General features: G+C 67.8%; 15 protein-coding genes. 5 read left to right on the forward strand and 10 right to left on the reverse strand.

What is annotated here, in order from left to right; translation table 11 throughout:
- The first annotated feature begins 154 nt into the window (after positions 1–154).
- From F0U60_RS46860 to F0U60_RS46870, 3 genes are all read left to right on the forward strand, one after another.
- On the forward strand, positions 155–3,304 hold the full coding sequence (locus F0U60_RS46860) for a DUF4175 family protein (RefSeq protein ID WP_395810340.1): 3,150 nt from the start codon (positions 155–157) through the stop codon (positions 3,302–3,304).
- The gene (locus F0U60_RS46865; RefSeq protein ID WP_395825744.1) at positions 3,304–5,040 is read left to right on the forward strand and encodes a peptidase MA family metallohydrolase; all 1,737 of its coding nucleotides are present in this window, start codon (positions 3,304–3,306) and stop codon (positions 5,038–5,040) included. Before F0U60_RS46860 ends, F0U60_RS46865 begins: the two co-directional genes overlap by 1 nt.
- 210 nt (positions 5,041–5,250) lie before the next feature.
- Complete coding sequence (locus F0U60_RS46870; protein WP_395810342.1) at positions 5,251–6,036, forward strand: hypothetical protein; 786 nt, start codon at positions 5,251–5,253, stop codon at positions 6,034–6,036.
- A gap of 9 nt (positions 6,037–6,045) precedes the next feature.
- On the opposite strand, the gene F0U60_RS46875 is transcribed toward F0U60_RS46870, so the two are convergent.
- The 8 genes from F0U60_RS46875 to F0U60_RS46910 all read right to left on the reverse strand — a co-directional run bounded on the left by F0U60_RS46875 (position 6,046) and on the right by F0U60_RS46910 (position 16,325).
- The gene (locus F0U60_RS46875) at positions 6,046–7,347 is read right to left on the reverse strand and encodes a UDP-glucose dehydrogenase family protein (RefSeq protein WP_395810344.1); all 1,302 of its coding nucleotides are present in this window, start codon (positions 7,345–7,347) and stop codon (positions 6,046–6,048) included.
- A gap of 75 nt (positions 7,348–7,422) precedes the next feature.
- On the reverse strand, positions 7,423–8,517 hold the full coding sequence (locus tag F0U60_RS46880; RefSeq protein WP_395810346.1) for a glycosyltransferase: 1,095 nt from the start codon (positions 8,515–8,517) through the stop codon (positions 7,423–7,425).
- A 3-nt stretch (positions 8,518–8,520) separates the two neighbouring features.
- Positions 8,521–9,627 carry a glycosyltransferase gene (locus tag F0U60_RS46885; RefSeq protein WP_395810348.1) on the reverse strand — a complete coding sequence of 369 codons (1,107 nt, stop codon included), beginning with the start codon at positions 9,625–9,627 and terminating at the stop codon, positions 8,521–8,523.
- Positions 9,624–10,763 (reverse strand): glycosyltransferase, encoded by a 1,140-nt coding sequence (locus F0U60_RS46890; RefSeq protein ID WP_395810350.1) that lies wholly within the window; start codon positions 10,761–10,763, stop codon positions 9,624–9,626. Before F0U60_RS46890 ends, F0U60_RS46885 begins: the two co-directional genes overlap by 4 nt.
- 21 nt (positions 10,764–10,784) lie before the next feature.
- Positions 10,785–11,882 (reverse strand): glycosyltransferase family 4 protein, encoded by a 1,098-nt coding sequence (locus F0U60_RS46895; protein ID WP_395825747.1) that lies wholly within the window; start codon positions 11,880–11,882, stop codon positions 10,785–10,787.
- A gap of 40 nt (positions 11,883–11,922) precedes the next feature.
- Positions 11,923–13,035 (reverse strand): NAD-dependent epimerase/dehydratase family protein, encoded by a 1,113-nt coding sequence (locus tag F0U60_RS46900; protein WP_395810352.1) that lies wholly within the window; start codon positions 13,033–13,035, stop codon positions 11,923–11,925.
- On the reverse strand, positions 13,032–14,153 hold the full coding sequence (locus tag F0U60_RS46905; protein WP_395810354.1) for an NAD-dependent epimerase/dehydratase family protein: 1,122 nt from the start codon (positions 14,151–14,153) through the stop codon (positions 13,032–13,034). The genes F0U60_RS46900 and F0U60_RS46905 overlap by 4 nt, the downstream gene beginning before the upstream one ends.
- A 402-nt stretch (positions 14,154–14,555) precedes the next feature.
- Complete coding sequence (locus F0U60_RS46910) at positions 14,556–16,325, reverse strand: ABC transporter ATP-binding protein (RefSeq protein WP_395810357.1); 1,770 nt, start codon at positions 16,323–16,325, stop codon at positions 14,556–14,558.
- Positions 16,326–16,794: 469 nt separating this feature from the next.
- Between F0U60_RS46910 and F0U60_RS46915 the strand changes: the two genes are divergently transcribed.
- Positions 16,795–18,108 (forward strand): Tox-REase-5 domain-containing protein, encoded by a 1,314-nt coding sequence (locus F0U60_RS46915; protein ID WP_395810359.1) that lies wholly within the window; start codon positions 16,795–16,797, stop codon positions 18,106–18,108.
- 17 nt (positions 18,109–18,125) lie between these two features.
- Complete coding sequence (locus F0U60_RS46920) at positions 18,126–18,869, forward strand: Imm52 family immunity protein (RefSeq protein WP_395810361.1); 744 nt, start codon at positions 18,126–18,128, stop codon at positions 18,867–18,869.
- Between the two features lie 30 nt (positions 18,870–18,899).
- Here F0U60_RS46920 and F0U60_RS46925 read toward each other — a convergent pair whose 3' ends face one another.
- Positions 18,900–19,910 (reverse strand): Gfo/Idh/MocA family protein, encoded by a 1,011-nt coding sequence (locus F0U60_RS46925; protein WP_395810363.1) that lies wholly within the window; start codon positions 19,908–19,910, stop codon positions 18,900–18,902.
- On the reverse strand, positions 19,907–20,875 hold the full coding sequence (locus tag F0U60_RS46930; protein WP_395810365.1) for a zinc-binding dehydrogenase: 969 nt from the start codon (positions 20,873–20,875) through the stop codon (positions 19,907–19,909). The genes F0U60_RS46925 and F0U60_RS46930 overlap by 4 nt, the downstream gene beginning before the upstream one ends.
- Between the last annotated feature and the right edge of the window lie 100 nt (positions 20,876–20,975).

The raw sequence follows: 20,975 nt of genomic DNA on the forward strand, positions 1-20,975 counted from the left end.
AGCCCACCCGGCAAGCTTCCACCTGCGGACACCGGGGCGGAGAAGCCACCCGCCCGGAGTCCTGGGGGACGCGCCGCGCGCCTGGGCCTGCTACAGATTTGGGAAATAGGTGGCCCGGCCATGGGTTGCCACACGACCGAGCGGACGTGACAGCGTGAATCTCGAATCCCCGCAGACCCCAGGCCCGGAGCTCCCACCTCCGCCACCCCCGCAGCCTCCCGCTCCGCCGTCGGAGCCTCTCGCCGAGCCCCGCTCGCATGGCGTGGAGCGACTGCTCGCCGCGGTACGTACCCGCCAACGCCGCCAGCTCTGGCTCCAGGGCGCGATGCTGGGCCTCGCCACCCTGCTCGTACTGGGAGGAGCGGGTGGCTTCCTGGCGCTCGTCGCCCCGGCCGCTGGTCGCTGGTTGTTGCTGCTCTCCCCCGTGGCGGGCGCGCTCGTGGCCTGCGTCTTCGGCGTCTGGCTCTCCCTGCGCACCGTGGGGGATGACTTCCGCACGGCGCGCCTCATCGGCGAACGCCAGCCGGCTCTGTCCCTGGACGTGCTCGCCGCGGTGGAGCTGTCACGCGAGCAGGGCGCCCAGGCTCAGTACTCGGAGGAGCTCGCCGAGGCCTTCCTGCGGCAGATGGACCTGCGTGCGGACCAGGTGGACGTGGGCACGGTGGTGGACGACACCCGCCTCAAGCACGCCGCCCTGGTGCTGGGCGGCGTGGCGCTCGTGATGACAGTGGTGCTGGGCCTGGCGGGCACCTCCTGGCGCGCGGGACTCACCAAGGCGCTCGAGTCGGCGCGCCTGGCCCCCCTGGCCGAGCAGCGCGAGCCCATCACCGGCGACATCGAGCTGACGTACCGCTACCCGGCTTACACCGGGCTCGCCCCTCGCACCGTGCCGGGCACCAATGGCGAGGTGAGCGCGCCAGCCGGCACCGAGGTGCAGCTCAAGACGCGCTCGGACCGCGAGGTGGAGCGCGCGGAGCTGGTCGTCAATGGCGAGACGCTCCCGCTCACCGTCAACGACAAGCGCGAGCTCACCGGCACCTTCATCGCGAAGAAGGCGGGCACCTACCACTTCGTCTTCTACGGCACGAGCCGCAAGCCCATCGCCACCGGGCCAGACATCCCGCTCAACGTGGAGGCAGACGCCCCACCCCAGGTCCAGCTCCTCACGCCCGCGGCGGAGATTGAAATCGACCCGGGCCAGCAGGTGACGCTCAAGTACGAGGCCAGTGACGACTACGGCCTCAATGGCCTGGCGCTCGTCTTCCGCACGCCGGGCGCCAAGGAGGAGACGCGCATCCCGCTGCCCCGTGAGGATGGCCGGCGGGACAAGGGCACCTACACCTGGAACCTGGGCACGCTGCAGGTGCAGCCGGGAGACCGCATCTCCTACTACGTCGAGGCGAAGGACAACGACGCGGTGGAGGGCCCCAAGCGGGGCGTGAGCCGCACCCAGGTGCTGCGCGTCTACAGCGCCGCGGAGCACCGTCGCGCCGCCCTGGAGAAGGCCGAGGCCCTCTGGGGCCGCATGGTGGACCACCTGGCCGACCGGCTGGAGGGAGCGGACCGGGATCGGGTGAAGGATCCGCAGAAGGTGGCCTCGGGGCAGGCAGTGGACACCAGTGGCCTGACGCTGGTGGCGGACATGCGCGCGCTCTCCCAGGAACTGCGCCGCGAGCGGGACACCCCCGCCGAGCTCATCACCGCGCTCGCCAACATCTCTGAGACGCTGGGCCAGCGGGTGCGCGCCACCTCGGAACTGCGCCGCATCTACCTGCGTACCCAGCAGCGCCGCGCGGGCGACGACTTTGGCACCGGGAACCGCCTGGGCGCCCTGGTGGAAGACGAAATCGCCGAGCTGGAGAAGGACATCCTCTACCTGGAGTCCCTGCTGGACCGGCAGAAGCTGGAGGCGCTGCAGGAGCTGGCGAAGCAGCTGGCCGCCGAGCGACGTGAGCTGGCCAACCTCATCGAGCAGTACAAGCAGAACCCGGATGAGCAGGTGCGCGAGCAGGTGATGCAGCAGATTCAGGAGGTGCGCAACCGCATCCAGGAGCTGATGCAGCGCATGGCCGAGATGCGCCAGGGCATCCGCGACGAGCACCTCAACGCCGAGGCCCTTCAGGAGATGATGAAGGACCAGGACATGCAGAGCGCGCTCGACGACGTGGAGCGGCTCATGCGCGAGGGCAAGACGGACGAGGCGCTCGCCAAGCTGCAGGAGCTGTCCATGCAGATGGACGAGATGCTCAACGGCCTGAACGAGGCCCAGGACGAGTTCGGCAACGAGCAGTACCCGGAGCTGGCGAAGAAGTTCGGCGACTTCATGAACGAGCTGGAGCAGACGGCCCAAGAGCAGCAGCGCGTGGCCGATGCCACCAAGGCCCTGCGCGACCAGGCTCGGCAGCAGAACAAGGACCGGCTGGCCGAGCGCGGCAAGGCCATGAAGGATGAGCTGCAGCGCCAGCTCGAGCAGGTGCAGAAGGACTACGAGAAGCTGCGGCCCGAGGATCTCAACAGCCGGGCCTCGCGTCCGCTGGAAGAGGCCCAGGCCGAGCTGGAGAACGCAAGGAACGCGCTGAAGGTGGACGACTACGACCTGGCGGCCGAGGCGGCACAGCGGGCCTCCGAGGCGGCCCAACAGCTCGCCAGCTACGGTGAACAGCAGCGCTCGCTGGACGAGCTGTACGGCAACCCCGACGACGTGCGGCAGCAGTCCGCCGAGCTGGCCGAGCGGCTGGAGAAGGACGCGAAGTCGGTGGAGGACGTGAACCGCAAGCTGCAGTCGCTCTTCCCGCCGCCGGGCTCGCAGATGAGCCAGCAGGACAAGCAGCAGTTGCAGCAACTGGCCCAGCAGCAGCAATCGCTAGAGCAGAAGGCGCGGGAGCTGCGCCAGCAGATGCAGGACATGGAGCAGATGGCACCCATCTTCGGGCAGGAGGCTGGGGACCAGATGGAGGAGATCGGCCGGCGCATGGGCGAGGCCTCGCAGCGGATGCAGGGCAAGGACCCGAACCGGGGCTACGGCGAGCAGCAGGCGGCACTCGAGGGGCTCAAGCAGTTCCAGCAGCAGATGAAGGAGAGCCAGAAGGGCCGGGGCAAGGGACGTGGGCTGCCGCTGCCGATGGGCATGGGGAAGAGCGAGGGCAACGGGAGGGATCCCCGCGACAAGGTGGAGATTCCGGACGAGGAGGCCTACCAGGCGCCGAAGGAGTTCCGGAAGGATCTGCTGGACGCGATGAAGGAAGGGACGCCGGAGAAATACCGGGACCAGGTGAAGCGCTACTACGAGGAGCTGGTGAAGTGATGACCCGGGTTGCGAGCACCATGAGGGTCCTGGCCCTCGCCCTCTCCCTGTCGCTGGCCACGGGCGCCCAGGCCCAGGAGTCGCTGAAGAACGAGGCCAAGGAGCGGCTGGGGAAGGTGGAGGCAGCGCTGGATGGGTGGGACGTGCCAGGCGCGCGGCGCGAGCTGCAGGCGCTGGAGAGCATCGTCCCGGAGGACATCGAGCCGCTCAAGTACTTCCAGGGCCGGGTGGCCTTCGAGGAGGGCCGCTACGACGAGGCCATCGAGCTGCTGCGAGCGGCGAACATCGAGGACAAGCCGGGCAGCTACCTGCGGCTGGCGAAGGAGACGCGCGACATCGTGAAGGACCACGTGCGCGTGGAGAGCGAGCACTTCATCTTCTACTACCCGAAGGGGAAGGACGAGGTGCTGGCGCCCTATGCGCTGGAGACACTGGAGTCCATCCACCGCGCGCTCGCCGAGGACCTGGGGCACCGGCCTCCGGGGAAGATTCGCGTGGAGGTGGTGAACAACGCGCGCGAGCTGTCGAAGGTCAGCACCCTCACCTACCAGCAGATCCAAACCACGGGCACCATCGCCATCTGCAAGTTCAACAAGCTGATGGTGACGAGCCCCAAGGCCGTGGCGCGGGGCTACGACTGGCAGGACACGCTGGCGCACGAGTACATCCACCTGGTGGTGAGCCAGATGAGCCACAACACGGTGCCCATCTGGCTGCACGAGGGCCTGGCCAAGTTCCTGGAGTCGCGCTGGCGCGGCAAGCCAGGGCTGGCGATGACGCCCTCGACGCTGGCGCTGCTGGGCCGGCGGGTGAAGGAGGACAAGCTCATCCCCTTCGAGAAGATGCACCCGTCCATCGCCATGCTGCCCACGGCCGAGGACGCGGCCACCGCCTTCGCCGAGGTCTACTACGCCATCGACTACGTGTACTCGACGCAGGGCAACAAGGGCCTGCGGGAGATCATCCTCGGCCTGCGCGACGGCAAGCAGGACAGGAAGGCGGTGGAGGCGGCCACGGGGATGCCCTTCGCGCTGTTCGAGAAGAGCTGGCTCGCGCACATCAAGAAGCAGCCCTTCCCTCAGGAGCTGCTGCCGCGCGAGGAGGTGGTGCTCAAGGAGAACGCCAAGGACCAGGACGAGAAGAAGAAGGGGCGTGAAATCTCCTTCGGCGACTTCGCGGAGGTGACGGAGGTGCCGGCGCGCAAGTTCGCGCACCTGGGCGAGCTGATGCGCGAGCGCAACCGCATCAAGGCCGCCGCCGAGGAGTACGCAAAGGCCCACAAGCTGGTGGGCGACAAGTACGAGTCCGTGTCCAACAAGTACGCGCTGGCGCTGCTGGAGCTGCGGCGGCTGGACGAGGCCGAGCAGGTACTGCGCGGCTCGCTGCGCGTGCACCCGGGCTCACCGAGCACCAACGTGCACCTGGGCCGCATCCTGCTGTTCCGCAAGGACTACCCGAAGGCGCGACAGGCGTATCTGGAGGCGCTGGCCGCGGACCCGTTCGACCCGGAGATCCACATCGCGCTCATGCGCATCCACGGAGCGCTCGGCGAGACGGCGCTCGTCAGCCGGACGCGGGCCGCCAGCGTGGTGCTCACCGGACTCAAGCCCGAAGACGTGGATCAGGTGGCCAAGGACTTCCTGCAAGAGGACAAGGAGCTGGTCGAGGGCGGAGACGTCGGAGGCGAAGATGGTGCGCCGCCACCGAAGAGCTCCGCGAAGGACGCGGGTCACTAATCCCTCTCCCTTCGGGAGAGGGACGGGGTGAGGGTAGCGAGTGAACCCGGGTTGAAACCCCTGTCCACACTGAGGACGATGGGTTGAAGAACGGGCTCAGATACCCTCACCCCCACCCTCTCCCAGAGGGAGAGGGAGTACTCGGAGCAGGTGGTCCTCCCAGGCGCGTGGATGGTATGTGCACGCGCCTTTCCTGGAGGACACACCCCAATGAAGAACCTGAGTATCGCCCTGCTCGTCCTGACCGCCACCGGCTGCGCGACAACGGGCAAGACCGCCGCGCAACGCGCCGCCGAAGTCGAGCGCTATCGCCAGCAAAAGGCGTCGGAAGCGGCCAAGGAGGAAGCCCAGAAGCAGGCCATCGCGAGGGGCGAAATCCTGCCGGATGAATCCAAGACCGCCACGGACGAGGCAGGTGAAACCCCCTCGGCTACGCCCGCGACTCCCGACTTCCCCTCAACTGCGGCGCCCACGACTCCCCCGGAAGTGACTCCGGCGGCTCCGGCCACGCCCGCGCTCCCGGTGGGGCCGCGCACGGGCCTGTTCGGCATCCGTGCCAACCTGCTCGGCAGCACCCTGGCCCTGGGAGATTCAGCGGGCACCAGCTCGAGCCTGGGCCTCCGCTACTTCTTCAGTGACTCGGTGGGCGTCAACCTGAACGCCGGCTTCGCCTTCGCCTCGGTACAGGAAGCGTCCATCACGGGCCTGTCGCTGGGCCTCGGTCTGAACGCCTATGGAGGCACTCCAGGCAAGGCTCTTCGCCCCTTCTTCGCGCTGGAGGGCGCGATCAACCAGGTGGGCTCCGAGAGCGGGAGCACGGACTCGAGCGCCAGCGCACTGTCGATCGCGGCGGGTGGCGGCCTGGAGTACTGGCTCGCCCCTCAGCTCTCCGTGAACACGACCCTGCTGTTCGGCCTGGCGTTCGTGCCCGACGTGGACGGCACCGTCATCGGCACCTTCCAGCCTGGGCTCGGCGTGACGCTGTACACCGAGTGAGCGCGGTGCCTACTGGCCGCGGCCGATACCGAAGTACGTGAAGCCCTCGTCGCGCGCGCGCCGCGGGTCGAACACGTTGCGGCCATCGAAGATGACCGGGCTCTTCATCAGCGCCTTGAGGCGCTTCATGTCCGGATGGCGGAACTCGTTCCACTCCGTCACCAAGAAGAGCCCATCCACACCCTCCGCCGCGTCGTAGCAGGTGGGCGCGTAGAGCACGCGGTCGCCGAAGTAGCGCTGCGCCACCTCCGTCGCCACCGGATCATGGCACTGCACGCGCGCGCCCTTGCCTAGCAGGCCCTCGATGAGCTCCACCGAAGGCGCCTCGCGCATGTCGTCCGTCTTCGGCTTGAACGCCAGACCCCACACCCCGAAGGTCCGGTTGGACACATCACCATAGTGCTTGAGCGCCTTGGTGAGCAGGCAGCGCTTCTGTCGCGCGTTCGTGTTCTCCACCGCGCGCAGCAGGTCGAACTCCAGGCCCACGTCCCGGGCCGTGGCCATCAGCGCCTTCACGTCCTTCGGGAAGCAGCTCCCGCCGTAGCCAATGCCCGGGTACAGGAACGAGTAGCCGATGCGCTTGTCCGAGCCCATGCCCTTGCGGACCATCTCCGCGTCCGCACCCACGCGCTCGCACAGGGCCGCGATGTCGTTCATGAAGGAGATGCGCGTGGCGAGCATCGCGTTGGCCGCGTACTTCGTCAGCTCGGCCGAGCGCGGATCCATGAAGAGGATGGGGTTCTCCGTGCGCACGAAGGGCGCGTACAGCTCGCCCATGATCTTCCGCGCCCGCTCCGAGTTGGTGCCAATCACCACCCGGTCCGGCTTGAGGAAGTCCTCGAGCGCGGCGCCCTCCTTGAGGAACTCGGGGTTGGACACCACGTCAAACTCGTACTGGGTGTTGCGCGCCACCGCGGCGGACACCCTGTCCGCGGTGCCCACCGGCACGGTGCTCTTGTCCACGATGACGGTGTAGTGGCGCAACGCCCGGCCCACCTGCTCGGCGGCGTTGAGCACATACTGGAGGTCCGCGCGCCCCGTCTCGCCCTCCGGCGTGCCCACGGCGATGAAGACCACCTGAGAGGGACCCACCGCGGCATTCAGATCGTCGGTGAAGTGCAACCGCCGCGCGGCGATGTTGCGGTGGACCAGCTCCTCGAGCCCCGGCTCGTAGATGGGGATCTGCCCACGCTTCAGCGCCTCGATCTTCTTCAGGTCCACGTCGATGCACGTGACGTCATGACCCGACTCAGCGAAGCAGGTGCCTGCCACCAACCCCACGTATCCCGTTCCAATGACCGCGATCTTCATGAGTCCCGCCTCTCGTCCTCAACGCCCGGGCGCCGCCGCCGAGCAGCGCGCGCCTCTGATGTTGTAACCGAAGCCCTACGGCTTCCGACCCGAGCTCACCGCCCGAGCGTACTGCTCCAGGGTCTCGGCCCGGTGCGCCGCGGTGTGTTCGGCCAGCACCCGCTCGCGCGCCTTCATGCCCATGGCCTGCCGCTCCGACTCCGAGACCTCCCGGAGGAAGCGCAGCGTCTCCTCGCCTGAGTGGGAGATGAAGATCTCCTTCCCCGGGACGAAGAGCGTGTCGAGCCCTGCCCACTCATCACTGATGATGGGCACGCCGCACGCAGCTGCCTCGAAGAGCCTCACGCTCGGCGAGTAGCCTGCTCTCACCATGTCCGCGCGCGTGACGTTCAGGGTGAAGCGCTGGGAGTTGTAGAAGGCGGGGTGCTCGGGCGGAGCCAGGTGCTCCACGCGCGACACGTTGGAGGGCCACTGGATGTCCGCCGGGTACTGGGGCCCGGCGACCACGAAGCGGCCCGAGCTCCACTCCCGCGCGGCATCGAGCATCAGGCGGTTCAGCACCGGCTGCCGGTCATCGCTGTACGTGCCCAGATACCCGAGGTCCCAGAGGGGCTCGCGGTGCTGCGGCGCATACAGCTCGGGATCGGCGCTGCAGTAGAGCGGCCGAGCCGCGGGGGAGCCGAGCTCGCGCTCAATACGCTCGAGCGTGGGGCCACCCGTGAAGGACAGGTAGAGCTGGTAGCCCGGGATGAGCTCGGGCGTGAGGTACTCGAAGTCCTTGCGCGCGAGCTTCGCCAGCGTCACCGGCGTGTCGATGTCGTAGAAGGCCGAGACACCGCGAGCCGTGTGCTGCACCCAGTTGCCCACCTCCACGCCCTGGGGCACGTACGAGCCCACCACGACCAGGTCCGCGCGGCGCACCTCGCTCGTGAAGCGCTCCTTCAGGTCATCGAGGCTGCTGTACAGCTCGGTGCGCCCGAAGGGAGGCCGTGGCATGTCGCGGTTGGAGGCGTACCAGGGCACGTCCCGTTCGAGGAACAGGACGTCATGCCCGCGCCGCACCAGCTCGCGCACCAGCCCCCGGTAGGTGGTGGCGTGTCCGTTGCCCCAGCTCGACGTGATGGACAGCCCCAGAATGACGATCTGCATCCGCTCCGTCTCCGTCTTCATGACTCAAGCCACCCGCTCGCGAGTACCGCTCTTCTGGAAGCCGAGCACCTCCTCCACCTTCGAGGCGCGGTGCGCGTACGTGTGCTCGGACAGCACGCGCTTCATCGCCGCCTGGCCGATGCGCCGCGACTCGGTCTCGTTCAGCTTGCGCACGTGCTCGGCGACCTCCTCGCCCGAGTGCGCCACGAGGATTTCCTGGCCTGGCTCCAGGAACAGCTCCACGCCCTTGAAGGCGTCGGTGATGATGCAGGCACCCGCCCCCGCGGCCTCAAAGACACGCGTGGCCGGCGAGAAGCCGAAGCGCGCCATGCTATCGCGGTTGATGTTGAGCACCGCCCGGGCCGAGCAGTTCAGCGCGTTGTGGTCCTGCGTGTAGACGTGGCCGAGGTACTTCACGTTCTCCGGCAGCGCACGGTCTCCCCACCCGCTGCCTCCGAGCAGGAAGCGCGACTGCGGCAGGAGCTCGGCGGCCTTCAGGAAGAAGGCCTCCACACGGGCCTCGCGGTCCGGCAGCCGATTGCCCAGGAAGGCCAGGTCCCCCGCGAAGCGAGGGTCCGCCGCCACCGGGTGGTGGGTGCTCGGATCCAGCGCGTTGTAGATGGGCACGCACTCCTTCGCGCCGAGCGCCTTGTAGGCGGACACCACCGGCTCGCCGCCGCCATAGGTGAGGATGTGGTCGTAGCGGGGAATCAGCGCTCGGAACGGGTCGTTCCGGTCCTTCTCCACGCGCTCGAGCGTGGCAGGCGCATCCACGTCCCAGAACACCACCTGGGTAGCGGGGCGCTGCAACTCCAGCACGCGCTCCTCGAGCAGCGCGTCGAACACGCCGACGCCGCTCGCCTTCACCACGACGTCCGAGTCAGCCGCCTCCTTCAGGCAGCGATCCAGCTCCTCCGTCCCCTGCGCGGAGTAGACAACCGAGCGCGCCCAGTCCGGGTCCGGCATGTCGCGGTGCTGCTGGCGCTCGTAGGCATCCGGCTCGTAGAAGGTGACGCGGTGCCCGCGGTCATACAGCGCGCGGATGATGCCCCGGTAGTACGTGGCCGCCCCGTTCCAGTAAGCCGAGACGAGGCTCGAGCCGAAGAAGGCGATGCGAAGACCCTTGCTCATGCGATGACCCTTTCCCGTGTGATCGGGTTCAGTTCGGAAGCCTCGATGCCGAGCTGCTGGCAGATGAGCAGGAGCTCATCCACCCGGTGTCCACACGTGTGACGCGCGAGCACCGTGCGCCGGCCGTGCTCGGCGAGCTCGCGCCGCAGCCCCTCGTCGGCGAGCAGCGCCTGCAGGTGTCGCTGCATCTCCTGGCCATTATTGGCAACGAGGAAGTCCTGGCCCGGAGTGAAGAGCCCCTCCGCGTCCGACCAGGGCGCCGTCACCAGGGGAATGCCGCAGGCGAGCGCCTCGAAGGGGCGGATGGTGGGGATGCCAGGCAGCGCCCGGGTGTAGGGCCGGCGAGGCACGTGGACCGTGACACGCGCCTGGGCGAAGGCCACGGGCGCGCGGTGGTTCGGCAACCAGCCGGCGTACTCGATGCCCGACTCGGCCAGCGCCGCACGGGCGGTGTCCGGATAGCGCACGCCATGGACGCGGGCCTTCAGGCCGAGCGCCTTCACCGGATCCAACAGGAACTCGTGGAGCTCCGCGGTGCGCTCGTCGTCACCCCAGTTGCCAATCCAGACGAGGTCTCTCTCAGGCTTCACGTGCGGCTGCGGGTGGAACACGCGCGCGTCGGCGGCCTCGTGCCACGTCCACGCCTGGCGGGCCCACCCCGCGTCCAGGTAGATGCGCCGGATGACCTCACCGAAGGCGAGCACGCCGTCGTAGTGGGTGAGCTCGTAGCGGGCCATCTCCTCCCGGGCGCTCACGCTGCGGTGGTGCGTGTCATGGAAGAGCAGCCGGAAGGTTCCGCCCGCCTTGCGCCGCTCGCCGAGCCGCTTCACCAACTCCGGCGCGCTCCACTCGTGGACGATCACCAGGTGAGCGCCCTCGAGCGCGCGATCCAAGTCCAGCGTGTCGAGCGCATAGCGCTCGGGAACCACGTGCGGATAGACGGTGCGAACCTCGCCCAGCGCCTCCGCCCCGAGGGGCTCTGCCAGGAGGTTCTGCATACTCCACGCATCCACGGGCTCGAACACACGCACATCGTGACCACGCAGTGCGAGATCCGTCACCACGCCACGCAGGAAGTGTGCGTTGCCGTGATTCCAATCCGATAGGAGGGAGTGACAAAAGAAGACGATACGCATCGGCGGTTGGCTCTCCGGTCTTCAAGAAGCGTGGAGCGCGGGAAGGACCCGCGTCTCCGAGGGCCGCGAGCGGAGCGCGGCATAGAGCTCCAGGTAGGCCTCCGCCATGCGGCGGGGCGTGAAGGTCAGTGCATGGGCATGGGCCCTGGCGGCGAGGCGCTCGCGCTCGGCGGGACTCGCCATCAAGCGCTTCAGCGCCTCGGCGAGCCCGTCCCCATCCTCCGGGTGCACGAAGAGCGCGGTATCGCCCCACACCTCGCGCAGGCTCGGAATGTCACCGAGCACCAGTGCGCATCCGGCGAGGGCGGCCTCCAGCACGGACAGACCGAAGGGCTCGTAGCGCGCAGGCAGCGCATAGACAGCGGCTCGCGCCATCCACCCGGCGAGCTCCGAAGGTGTCAGCCGCCCGAGCGGCTGGACATGATGAGCCCGGGCCGAATCCCCACCGCCCGGGTGCTGCGTCTCCCCCGCCACCCGCACCGGGAACGGGAGCCGCGGCGCGACGGCATCCAGCGCCGCCAGGTTCTTGGCCTCGTCCCACAGCCGGCCGGCGGCGAGCACGAAGGGCTCCTTCTCCCCCGGAGGAAAGGACTCCGCCCGCCTCGCGTTGGCAATGACCTGCGTCGCGCGAAAGGGGCCGTAGAGCCGCTCGGCGGCGGCGAGCATCGCCTCACTGGGCGCCACCACGCGATCCGCCGCGCGCAGCCCCCGCGCAACCTCTTCTCGGTAACGCGCGTAGCGCTCGGGGGCGGACTCTCCCTTCACGGCCTCCCACCACGAGAGGACGCACGAGTGCGCCACCACCAGCACCGGCGTCTTCCAGGGAAGCGAGCCGTGGCAATACCCATTGAGATGGATGATGTCGGGGGAGAGCCGCGCTTCCAGCTCGAGGAGCCATTCCCCCGAGGCGCGGACATCCTCCCAAGGGTCGTCCATCCACTCGAGCTGGTAGCTGCTCTCGTGAATGGACAGGCCCGGAACCTCGCGCGCTTCCGCCCATTGCGCGAGGGACAGCGGTGCGCCCAGGGTCGCGAGCTCCACCTGCACGCCGTCTTCGGCGAGAACCCGGCAGAGCTCAAGAGCGTACGTCCACACGCCGCCCACCGTATCGGCGGTCATCAACACCCGCCGGACGGGCGGCGACAGACTCACGCTCGGGCTACCCTGCGAACGCTTCAAGCGCAGCTCCTCCTGCGGATGGTTGGCGTGCCCGCTCCTCCGCCATCGCCTCCAGCCACGTGTGCAGCCGGGCCACGCCCTGCTCGACGCCCACCTGCGGCGCCCAGCCCGTGGCCTGCTGGAACTTGCGGGTATCGGAGACGTAGTAGCGCTGATCGCCGGTGCGCCACCCCTCGAAGCGGACCTCGGGGCTGCGCCCGGTGCGCTGGGCGATCAGGTCGAGCAGCTCCAGCAGGCTCACGGTGCGCTCCGGACCACCACCGATGTTGAAGGCCTGTCCGCGGAGCTGGTCGATGTTCGCCTGCGCGAGACGGAAGGCACGCACCAGGTCCTCGATGAAGAGGATGTCGCGCACCTGCATGCCGTCACCGTAGAGGGTGATGGGCTTGCCCTCGAGCGCCCGGATGAGGAAGTGCGCCACCCAGCCCTGGTCCTCGGTGCCGAACTGCCGCGGACCGTAGATACAGCTCATGCGGAACACCGCGGTCTTCAGCCCAAAGGAGCGCCCGTAGTCGAGCACGTACTGGTCTGCCGCGCCCTTGGAGCAGCCGTAGGGGCTCTCGAAGTCGAGGGGGCATCGCTCGCTGATGCCGTGAGAGCGCGTCGCCTCATCCCGAGGCTCGTAGCGGCGGCCGTTCTTGGCGAACTCCATCCCCGACAGCCCGCCGTAGACCTTGTTCGTCGAGGTGAAGATGAGCGGGGCCGGCTCCTGCATGGCCCGCAGGGCCTCCAGGACGTTGAGCGTCCCCCGCGCGTTCACCTCGAAGTCGTGCACCGGGCCCTCGAGGCTGGTGGTCACCGCCACCTGGGCCGCGAAGTGGAAGACCTCCTCGGCGCCGCGCACCGCCCGCCTCACCGCCTTCTCATCGCGGATGTCGGCCACCTCCACGCTGAGCAGCTCGCCGTGGCGCGACTTGAGCCAGCGCAGGTTGCGCTCCACGCCAGCACGCGAGACGTTGTCGAACACCAACACCCGGCGGCCTTCGCTCAGGTAGTGGTCCGCCACGTTGGAACCAATGAACCCGGCGCCACCGAAGATGACCACCCGCTTCTCGTGACCGTTCTTATGATGACCCGCTCGTGTCTTGCTCATACGGTCAACCCTCGAGCCTCGAGCTCCGCCCTCGCCTCGGCCACACGGTCCGTGGCCACCTGACCCTCGAGCCACTGCGCCAGCTCGGCCAGACCCTGCTGGAAGCCGATCTGCGGCTCGTATCCCAGCACCTTGCGGGCTTGAGAGATGTCAGCGAAGCAGTGGCGGATGTCGCCCATCCGGTACTTGCCCGTCACGGCCGGCCGGATGTGTGGCTTGCCCATCACTTCGCCAATGGCCTTGGCCACATCCCGAACAGTGACCGCCTGGCCGCTACCGATGTTGAGGACGTGACCGGCCGCGTCCTGGACCTCGAGCGCCAGGCGGCATGCAAGCGCCACGTCGTGCACGTTCACGAAGTCGCGCTGCTGCATGCCGTCCTCGAAGATGAGCGGCGAGTTCCCGTTGATGAGCCGCGAGGCGAAGATGGCGAGCACCCCGGTATAGGGGTTGGAGAGCGCCTGGCGCGGGCCGTAGACGTTGAAGAAGCGCAGCGCCACCGTGGGGATGTTGTAGGCGCGGCCCGTGATGAGGCACAGCCGCTCCTGGTCGTACTTGGAGAGCGCGTACACGGATGAGAGCGCCGGAACCTTGGTCTCGGGCGTGGGCAGCGGCGAGAGCAGCTCGCCGTTGGCGCCGCGGAGCTCCCAGTCGCCGGACTGGAGCTGCTCCAGGGTGCGGTCGGTGCCGGGCACAAGGCGACCGTCCGGCGTCCGGAAGAGCCCTTCGCCGTAGACGCTCATGCTGGAGGCCACCACCAGCCGCTCCACCGGACGCTCGATGAGTGCTTCCATCAACACGGCGGTGCCGATGTTGTTCACCGAGGTGTAGTGCTCCACCTCGTACATGCTCTGGCCCACGCCCACGGCCGCGGCGAAGTGATAGACCGCGTCCACTCCTTCGAGCGCGCGCCTGACGGCCTCGCGGTCGCGCACGTCACCGGCGATGAGCTCCACGTCCGGGTTGAGGTAGGACGGGCGCGACCGGCTCTCCCCATGCACCTGCGGGAGCAGCGCGTCCAAAGCCCTGACGCGATAACCGTGTGCGATGAGCTCATCCGCCAGATGCGAACCAATGAAGCCCGCGCCTCCGGTGATGAGTACCTGCTTGCGCCTCATGTTCCCTCCCGACAGCCGCAGCGCCCTATCCGCGCGCGCTCTGGTGGTTGCGTGGTCAGGAGCCAGCCCGATGTGCGACGGCTCCTTCGTTCCGCGGGAAGAGTAAGCACCGTGCTGCTTGGCGGTACCCCTGGTCCGGCGGTTCCATCGCACTGTCGTTTACGTCGCGCACCGAGTGCACGCGCAATGGTACTGGAGGCCTAGAACCAGGGGGCAAATCGTCACGAGAGCGAACACATTCCCACCCGAAACGTTGTTTTCCAGACCCTACCTCTCATGTCACTTTGAAACACATACAAGCGCATGCAACACGAAGGCCCCGGACAGAGCGCCGTGCGGCCCGTCGGGGACCCCACACGCGCCCTGAACGGGGCCTCGTGAAGAACAGGCTGACTCGGCGCTCTAGGCGACCGCGGAGGTGGGGCGGTGCGGCTCGGGGAACGAGGGCAGTTCGGGCAGCAATCCACGCGTCTGCCGGCGCACCAGCGAGGCGTAGTAGCCATCCAGGCGCATCAACTGCGAGTGGCTGCCTTCCTCGATGATCTGCCCGCCCTTGAGCACGAGGATACGGTCCGCGTCCACCACCGTGGAGAGCCGGTGCGCGATGGCGAAGGTGGTGCGGCCCTTCATCAGCTTGCCCAGCGCCTCCTGCACGAGCGCCTCGCTCTCCGCATCGAGCGCGCTGGTGGGCTCGTCCAGGATGAGGATCGGCGGATTCTTCAGGAGCGAGCGCGCGATGGAGATGCGCTGGCGCTCGCCCGCGGACAGGCGGTTGCCACGCTCGCCCACCACGGTGTCGTAACCCTGCGGCAGGCGCGTGATGAACTCGTGCGCATGCGCGGCGCGAGCCACGGCCTCGATCTCCTCCATCGAGGCGTTTGGCCGCCCGTAGGCGATGTTGTTGCGCACGCTCTCGTTGAAGAGCAGCGAGTCCTGCAGCACCACGCCGATGTGGCGCCGCAGCGACATCTGCTTGAGCGAGCGGATGTCCTTGCCGTCAATGCGCACCACGCCCTCCACCGGATCGTAGAAGCGGCACAGCAGGCTCATCAGCGTCGTCTTCCCCGCGCCGCTCGGGCCTACCAGGGCGATCGTCTCACCCTGCTTGACCTTGAGGGTGATGCCGTTGATGAGCGGCTTGTTGGGGCCCGACGAGGACGGGTAGGTGAAGTGGACGTTCTCGAACTCCACCTCGCCCTGCACGCCCGTAACCTCCTCGGCATCCGGAGCGTCACCGAGATGATCCTGGGCATCGAGGATGGAGAAGACCTGGTTGATCGCCACGGAAGCGGTCCGTAGCGTCTTGTACACGCCGCTCAGGCCCTGAACGGGACCGAAGAGACCTCCGATGTAGCCGAGGAACGCCACCAGGGTACCGGCGGTGATCTCCCCGCGAAGCACGAGCATGCCGCCAAAGCCGATCGACGCCACACGCGCGATGAGCACGGTGATGCTCTGGCTGGCGCCCACGGTCGCGTCGAAGGCCACGCCGCGGGTGACCACGGCATTGGCCTCGCGCACGTCGTGCAGGAAGCGCTGCTTCTCCCGCTCTTCCATGGCGAAGCTCTTCACCGTCACGATGCCCGAGAGGACCTCGTTGAAGCGGGCGTAGATCTTCGTCCAGCGGTCCATGAGCGTCTGCTCACGCTGAGTCTGCACGGGTGCCGCCCTGCGGGCGATCAGCACCGGAATGGGCGCGAACGCCAGCGCGAGCAACGCCAGACGCCAGTCCAGCCGGAACATGATGGTCACGGAGACGATGAGGTAGGTCGCCGCTGGGATGACGTTGAAGGCCAGCTCGGTAATGGCACCCACGAAGCCCTGCATGCCACGGTCGAGCTTCGTCATGATGGCGCCCACGCCCTCCTCGCGGTGGAAGCTCAGCGGGAGCCGGTGCAGACGCGTGACCGTGGCCTCGTTGAGAGAGAAGTGCACGGCGATGCGCGTGCGCCAGGTGAGCCAGTTGGACGTGGCGCCGAGGACCTCACGCGCCAGGCCGATGCCCACCAGGCCCGCCACGGCGATGAGCACGGCCTTCAAGGCGCCACCCGAGCCGAGCTGGTCGAAGACATGCTTGAGCACCAGCGGTTCGATCGCGCTCAAGCCCGCGGAGGTCAGGACGAGCAGGAGGATGGTAGCGACCGCGCGCCGGTGCGGGCGGAGGAAACCCATCGCACGCCACAGCGCTCCACGAGAGACAAAAGGGGTCTGCATGGTCGCGACCTGAACGCCCGCGACGTTTCTTCCCTTCCGTTCACAGGTGGCCAGAGTGACACCGAGTACGAGCGTCAGGGGGATATGCGTCCCAGCGGGGAGTAGCCTGCTGTCAGGTGAGCAGGCAGGCAATTGTGGGGGATACAGAATGGCCACTCGTCTCACTGAAGTGCATGCCTTCTCCGCGGCGCCTCTTACGCCGAGCCGTCAACGCGGAGCACTCCTCCTGATCCTGGCAGTGGCCATGTGTCTCGGAGGGTGCGCCACCGGCCATCCACGAGGGAGCCTGACGAGCGGCTTCGGACTCCACTCGCGACCCTCTTCGTTGCGCCATGGCGTCGGCCCCTCGCAGCCAACCGCTCCACTCTCATCAGCGGAGCCAGGAGGCGCGGGCGGTTTCCCCGAGCCGACGAAGGACGCCTTCCAGGTGGCACAGGAAGCCAGCGGCCTGGCGGAAGAGGCATGGCACCCGGCGGGCGCGGCGCTCTACCAGGAGCAGGCACGTCAGCTGCTTGGTCAGTTGGCGAAGACGCCCGTGACGCAGGGAAGCTTCGCCCCGCGCCGAGTGCTGTCCTGGTTGTTACGCGAGGTGCTCGAGGGTGGCGAGCGCGTGGAGTATGCGGACTTGCAGTGGCGTGCCGAGCGCTTCTGGTTCCTGGTGCTGGTACGCCCAGACGGATACCTGGTGGCCGCGCTCACTGGCACTCCTCTTCAACGCCTGGGCCCACTCGCTCTTGTGAAGGGCGAGTGGAAGGTGGGCCGCCTCGTGGTGGGCGATTTCTACTTCTCGCACGGTGGCGTCTTCTACCCAGTCACCGAAGCCCTACGACGCGCGGACAGCCCACCCTTGGCCGAGTTGGGATTGGGGAGAGACCCACTCAACGCCGCGCTCGACGGGGCCCAGGAGGCCATGGCGGAGATGGCGGTAGCCCTGGCGCAGTCCATCCTCCACCCCATCCGAACTGTGGAGGACCTCGCGCAACTGCCCGACACGGTGGCGCTCCTCATCACCTCTTCACCTGAGTACTTCGCGCGCTACGGCGCCATGTCCCGGGAGGATCAGGTACGCGAGGCCGCGCGCCTGTCCACGCACGTCCTCATGATGCTCGGGGGCACGAAGGCCACCGTGGGACGAATCAGCGGGCTCGGAGCGGAGCTGCCGAGGCTGTCGCTCACAGCCAAGGGCGAGATGGTACTGAGCAGAGCCGTGGTGGCGGGAGGCACGACGACCGCCGTGGGCCTGGACCTGAACGCCCTCTCCGTCCTCCACATGGCGGGTCGACGCCAGGGGAACACCGGCAGCGAGAGCAAGGCGGGGAATCCTTCCAAGACAGCCTCGACGCAAGGAGCCGGCAGGTGGACGTACAAGAAGCCCACCACCTCTTCGAAACGCTCCCTGGACTACCAGGAGCAGGTAACGGGACGGCCCGCCTGGTGGGTCTACATGATTGGGAGGGTGGAGTTCGACGGCATCAAGGCCGGGAAACTGCTGGAAGCCAAGGGTCCTGGCTACTGCTCCTTCTTCAACGCGGATGGCTCGCCTAAGTACTGGTACAGGAAATCCGGCAAGTTCAACGAGATGATGCAACAAGCCGAGAACCAATCGAAGATGGCACAACAACTGGGGATGCCACTAACGTGGCATGTCGCCGATGCCAAGGTCGCGGATTTCCTTCGTAAGGAATTCGCGAGAAACGGATGGAAGAACACAACTGTCATCCATACGCGACCAACGCCGTAAAAAGCTGAGGAGTACCCATGAAAGAAGACTATTACGTGGGCGCGTATTGGGGACCGAGAAAGGAGACCGCTCTGGAGTGTGCCCGGCGAGCTGAACTCTTCTTCCACATGCTGGCGCGGTGTGACCCATCCTTCACCCAATGGTACCGGGCGGGCCGAGGTTCCCCTCGCGAGCTGCCAGGTTGGCCCGTCCACCCGGAGATGAAGGAACTGGAAACGTTCCTCCTGCATGGCAGGCACCGCACGGACGTCGGCAAGGAGGTCATCGAGGATCTGGGCTTCAGACAAATGGTGTGGAACGCGAAGAGGGAGGCCACCGACCTCCACCTTTCATGCGGCAAATACTCCCCTTGGGGGGGGCCCAATTTGTGCCTGCTCGAGCCACCCAGGCAGGGCGCAATACTGGAGCGGCTCCTGCGCGTGCCGGTACTGACCGAGGTGCTCACTTGCATGGCCACGGCGTGGGACCCCGACTTCGCCATGGTCAGCTCATCGGAAATGGTGGACCTCGTGGAGAGGCGGAAGGGGGAAGTGCGGGTCGGCTGGCTGACGTACCTGTCGCGTCGCCTGGGCAAGGTGCCGCCGCTGCCCGCGCCCGTGCGCATCGAGCCGGTGGGCGCGCTGGGCTGGCTCCTCATCCTCTCCCCCGAGCCCATGACGGCGAGCAACCCCGAGCACGTGGCATTCACCGCACGCGTGCGCAAGCTGCTCGACCGGGCGGGCCTCATCGAGCGTCCGAAACCCGAGCCCGCTGGCGAGTGACACCAGCGGGTGCTCGGCTACGGCCCGGACTCAGCCGTAGATGCGATCAAGCGCGCTCGCCACCTGGACGAGACGCTCGGACTCCGGATCGAAGCGGGCCCCATGGGCCAGGCGCGTGGCCCAGTCCACCGCGGCGCGGCCTCCCCACGCATCCGGCGGATCCGCGAGGCGCTCGCGTCGCGTGCCCCAGAACAGGTCCGCCGTGAAGTCGTAGAACGAGCCATTCACGTTGCGGAACGCGGCGCCGCCCTTCGTCCCATAGAACGAGGCCTCGATGACGGCATCGCACCCGGCGGGCAGCTTCCATGAGCACGCGAGCTGGACGGCCGTGCCACTGGAGAGCTCCAGCTGCGCGGCGGCGTAGTCCTCCACGGCCTCACCGCGCTTGCCCAGCGTGCGCCCCTGCGCGAAGAGCTGGCTCGACACGCGGCGCACCTCGGGGAAGCCCAGCACCCAGAAGGCCAGGTCCACCAGGTGGATGCCCAGGTCCATCACGCATCCGCCACCCGCGAGCTTCGGATCGTAGAACCACGCTTTGTCCGGGCCGTAGGCGTTGTGGAAGACGAGGTTCACCGCGTAGATGTCACCCAACGCGCCGCCCTGAATGCGCTCGCGCAGCTGCCGCATCCCCGTGGTGAAGCGGTAGCTGAGGTCCACGCCCAGGAGCCGATCCGCGGCCCTCGCGGCGTCCACCACGCGCTTCGTCTCCTCCGCCGAGCGACCGAGCGGCTTCTGGCAGAACACCGCCACGCCGCGCTCCAGAGCCCGCACGGACTGCTCCGCGTGGAACGCACTGGGTGTGGCGATGACCAGTCCGTCGAGCCCCAGCTCGAGCAACGCGTCGAGCGAGTCCACCCGCTGGCTGCCTGGCGCGAGCTTCTGAGCCTCCTCAGCCGCGGCCGGCACTGGGTCCGCGATGCCCACCACCTGGGCCATCTCGCTCTGGGCGATGGCCTCCATGCGGTTGCGGCCGATCCAACCCACGCCGAGGAAGCCGAGCCTCGGACGGGGCGCTGTCTTCTGAATGGAGTGTCCGTTCATACCGTGATGAGCGCCTTGAGGAAGCCCTCGGGACGGCTGCGCATCGTCTCGAAGGCCTTGTTGAGCTCGTCCAACCCGAAGCGGTGCGTGAAGAGCGGGAACGGGTCCAGCTTGCCGGAGGCCACCGCGTCGACCGCCATGCGGATGCCCTCGATGTAGACCTTGGAATCACGCTCGTGCGCGTTGATGACGTCCAGCCCACGCCAGTTCCACAGCCACATGTTCACCTGGCGCGGCCCGTCCTGGTGGTAGCCCGCGACGATGAGCTTGCCGCGCTCGCGCGTGAGCTCGCCGGCCAGGTCGAGCGGCCACTGCTCGCCGACGACCTCGATGACCCGCTCGCAGAAGGCGCCATTCGTGAGCGACTTCACGCGATCGATGATCTTGTGGTGGTCATCCATCGGGATGCACTCGGTGGCACCGTACGCACGGGCCAGCTCGAGCGCATAGGGCCGACGAGAGATGGCGATGACCCGCGCTCCAGCGTTCGCCGCCAGCCGCGTCACCAGCGCCCCGAGGAAGCCGATGCCGATGATGGCCACCGTCTGTCCGGGCTGGATGTCGCTGCGGCGGAAGATGTTCATCGCGCAGCCGAGCGGCTCACCCGGGAAGGGCTTTCCGGCGAGCGACGGCGGCAGCAACACCGCCGAGTCCGTGTTCACCACGTCGTACTCGGCATAGGCCGCCGAGGACAGGGTGGCCACGCGATCGCCCACCTTGAAGCCAGTGACGCCGCTGCCCACGGCGTCGATCACGCCCCAGCCCTCGTGACCGGGAGCTCCGGGCTGCATCGGGTACTTGAACCACTCGCGCCCTTCCCAGACGGGCAGGTTGGAACCACACAACCCGCAGCCCTCGAGCTTCACGCGCACGGTGTTCGGACCCGGCTCAGGCCGCGCCACGCGCTCGACCCGCGCGCCCTTTGGCCCGGCGATCACCGCCGCCGCCATCGTCGCGTTCGACATTCCCGCCTCCATCTGATGTTGCCTCGCTGTGTCTGGGTGAGTGGAAGGGCGAAGTGTGATCGAGCCAGCGTCCAGGCAAGCGACCTACGTGGCCTCATGC

It is taken from the genome of Archangium minus (genome assembly GCF_044360475.1).
In the GTDB taxonomy this organism is placed as follows: Bacteria; Myxococcota; Myxococcia; order Myxococcales; family Myxococcaceae; genus Archangium; species Archangium minus.

Bases quoted from the DNA above. Each gene is read 5' to 3' on its own strand.
- F0U60_RS46865 (WP_395825744.1), top strand. From the start codon at position 3,304: ATGACCCGGGTTGCGAGCACCATGAGGGTCCTGGCCCTCGCCCTCTCC.
- F0U60_RS46870 (WP_395810342.1), top strand. From the start codon at position 5,251: ATGAAGAACCTGAGTATCGCCCTGCTCGTCCTGACCGCCACCGGCTGC.
- F0U60_RS46875 (WP_395810344.1), bottom strand. From the start codon at position 7,347: ATGAAGATCGCGGTCATTGGAACGGGATACGTGGGGTTGGTGGCAGGC.
- F0U60_RS46880 (WP_395810346.1), bottom strand. From the start codon at position 8,517: ATGAAGACGGAGACGGAGCGGATGCAGATCGTCATTCTGGGGCTGTCC.
- F0U60_RS46885 (WP_395810348.1), bottom strand. From the start codon at position 9,627: ATGAGCAAGGGTCTTCGCATCGCCTTCTTCGGCTCGAGCCTCGTCTCG.
- F0U60_RS46890 (WP_395810350.1), bottom strand. From the start codon at position 10,763: ATGCGTATCGTCTTCTTTTGTCACTCCCTCCTATCGGATTGGAATCAC.
- F0U60_RS46895 (WP_395825747.1), bottom strand. From the start codon at position 11,882: ATGACCGCCGATACGGTGGGCGGCGTGTGGACGTACGCTCTTGAGCTC.
- F0U60_RS46900 (WP_395810352.1), bottom strand. From the start codon at position 13,035: ATGAGCAAGACACGAGCGGGTCATCATAAGAACGGTCACGAGAAGCGG.
- F0U60_RS46905 (WP_395810354.1), bottom strand. From the start codon at position 14,153: ATGAGGCGCAAGCAGGTACTCATCACCGGAGGCGCGGGCTTCATTGGT.
- F0U60_RS46910 (WP_395810357.1), bottom strand. From the start codon at position 16,325: ATGGGTTTCCTCCGCCCGCACCGGCGCGCGGTCGCTACCATCCTCCTG.
- F0U60_RS46920 (WP_395810361.1), top strand. From the start codon at position 18,126: ATGAAAGAAGACTATTACGTGGGCGCGTATTGGGGACCGAGAAAGGAG.
- F0U60_RS46925 (WP_395810363.1), bottom strand. From the start codon at position 19,910: ATGAACGGACACTCCATTCAGAAGACAGCGCCCCGTCCGAGGCTCGGC.
- F0U60_RS46930 (WP_395810365.1), bottom strand. From the start codon at position 20,875: ATGTCGAACGCGACGATGGCGGCGGCGGTGATCGCCGGGCCAAAGGGC.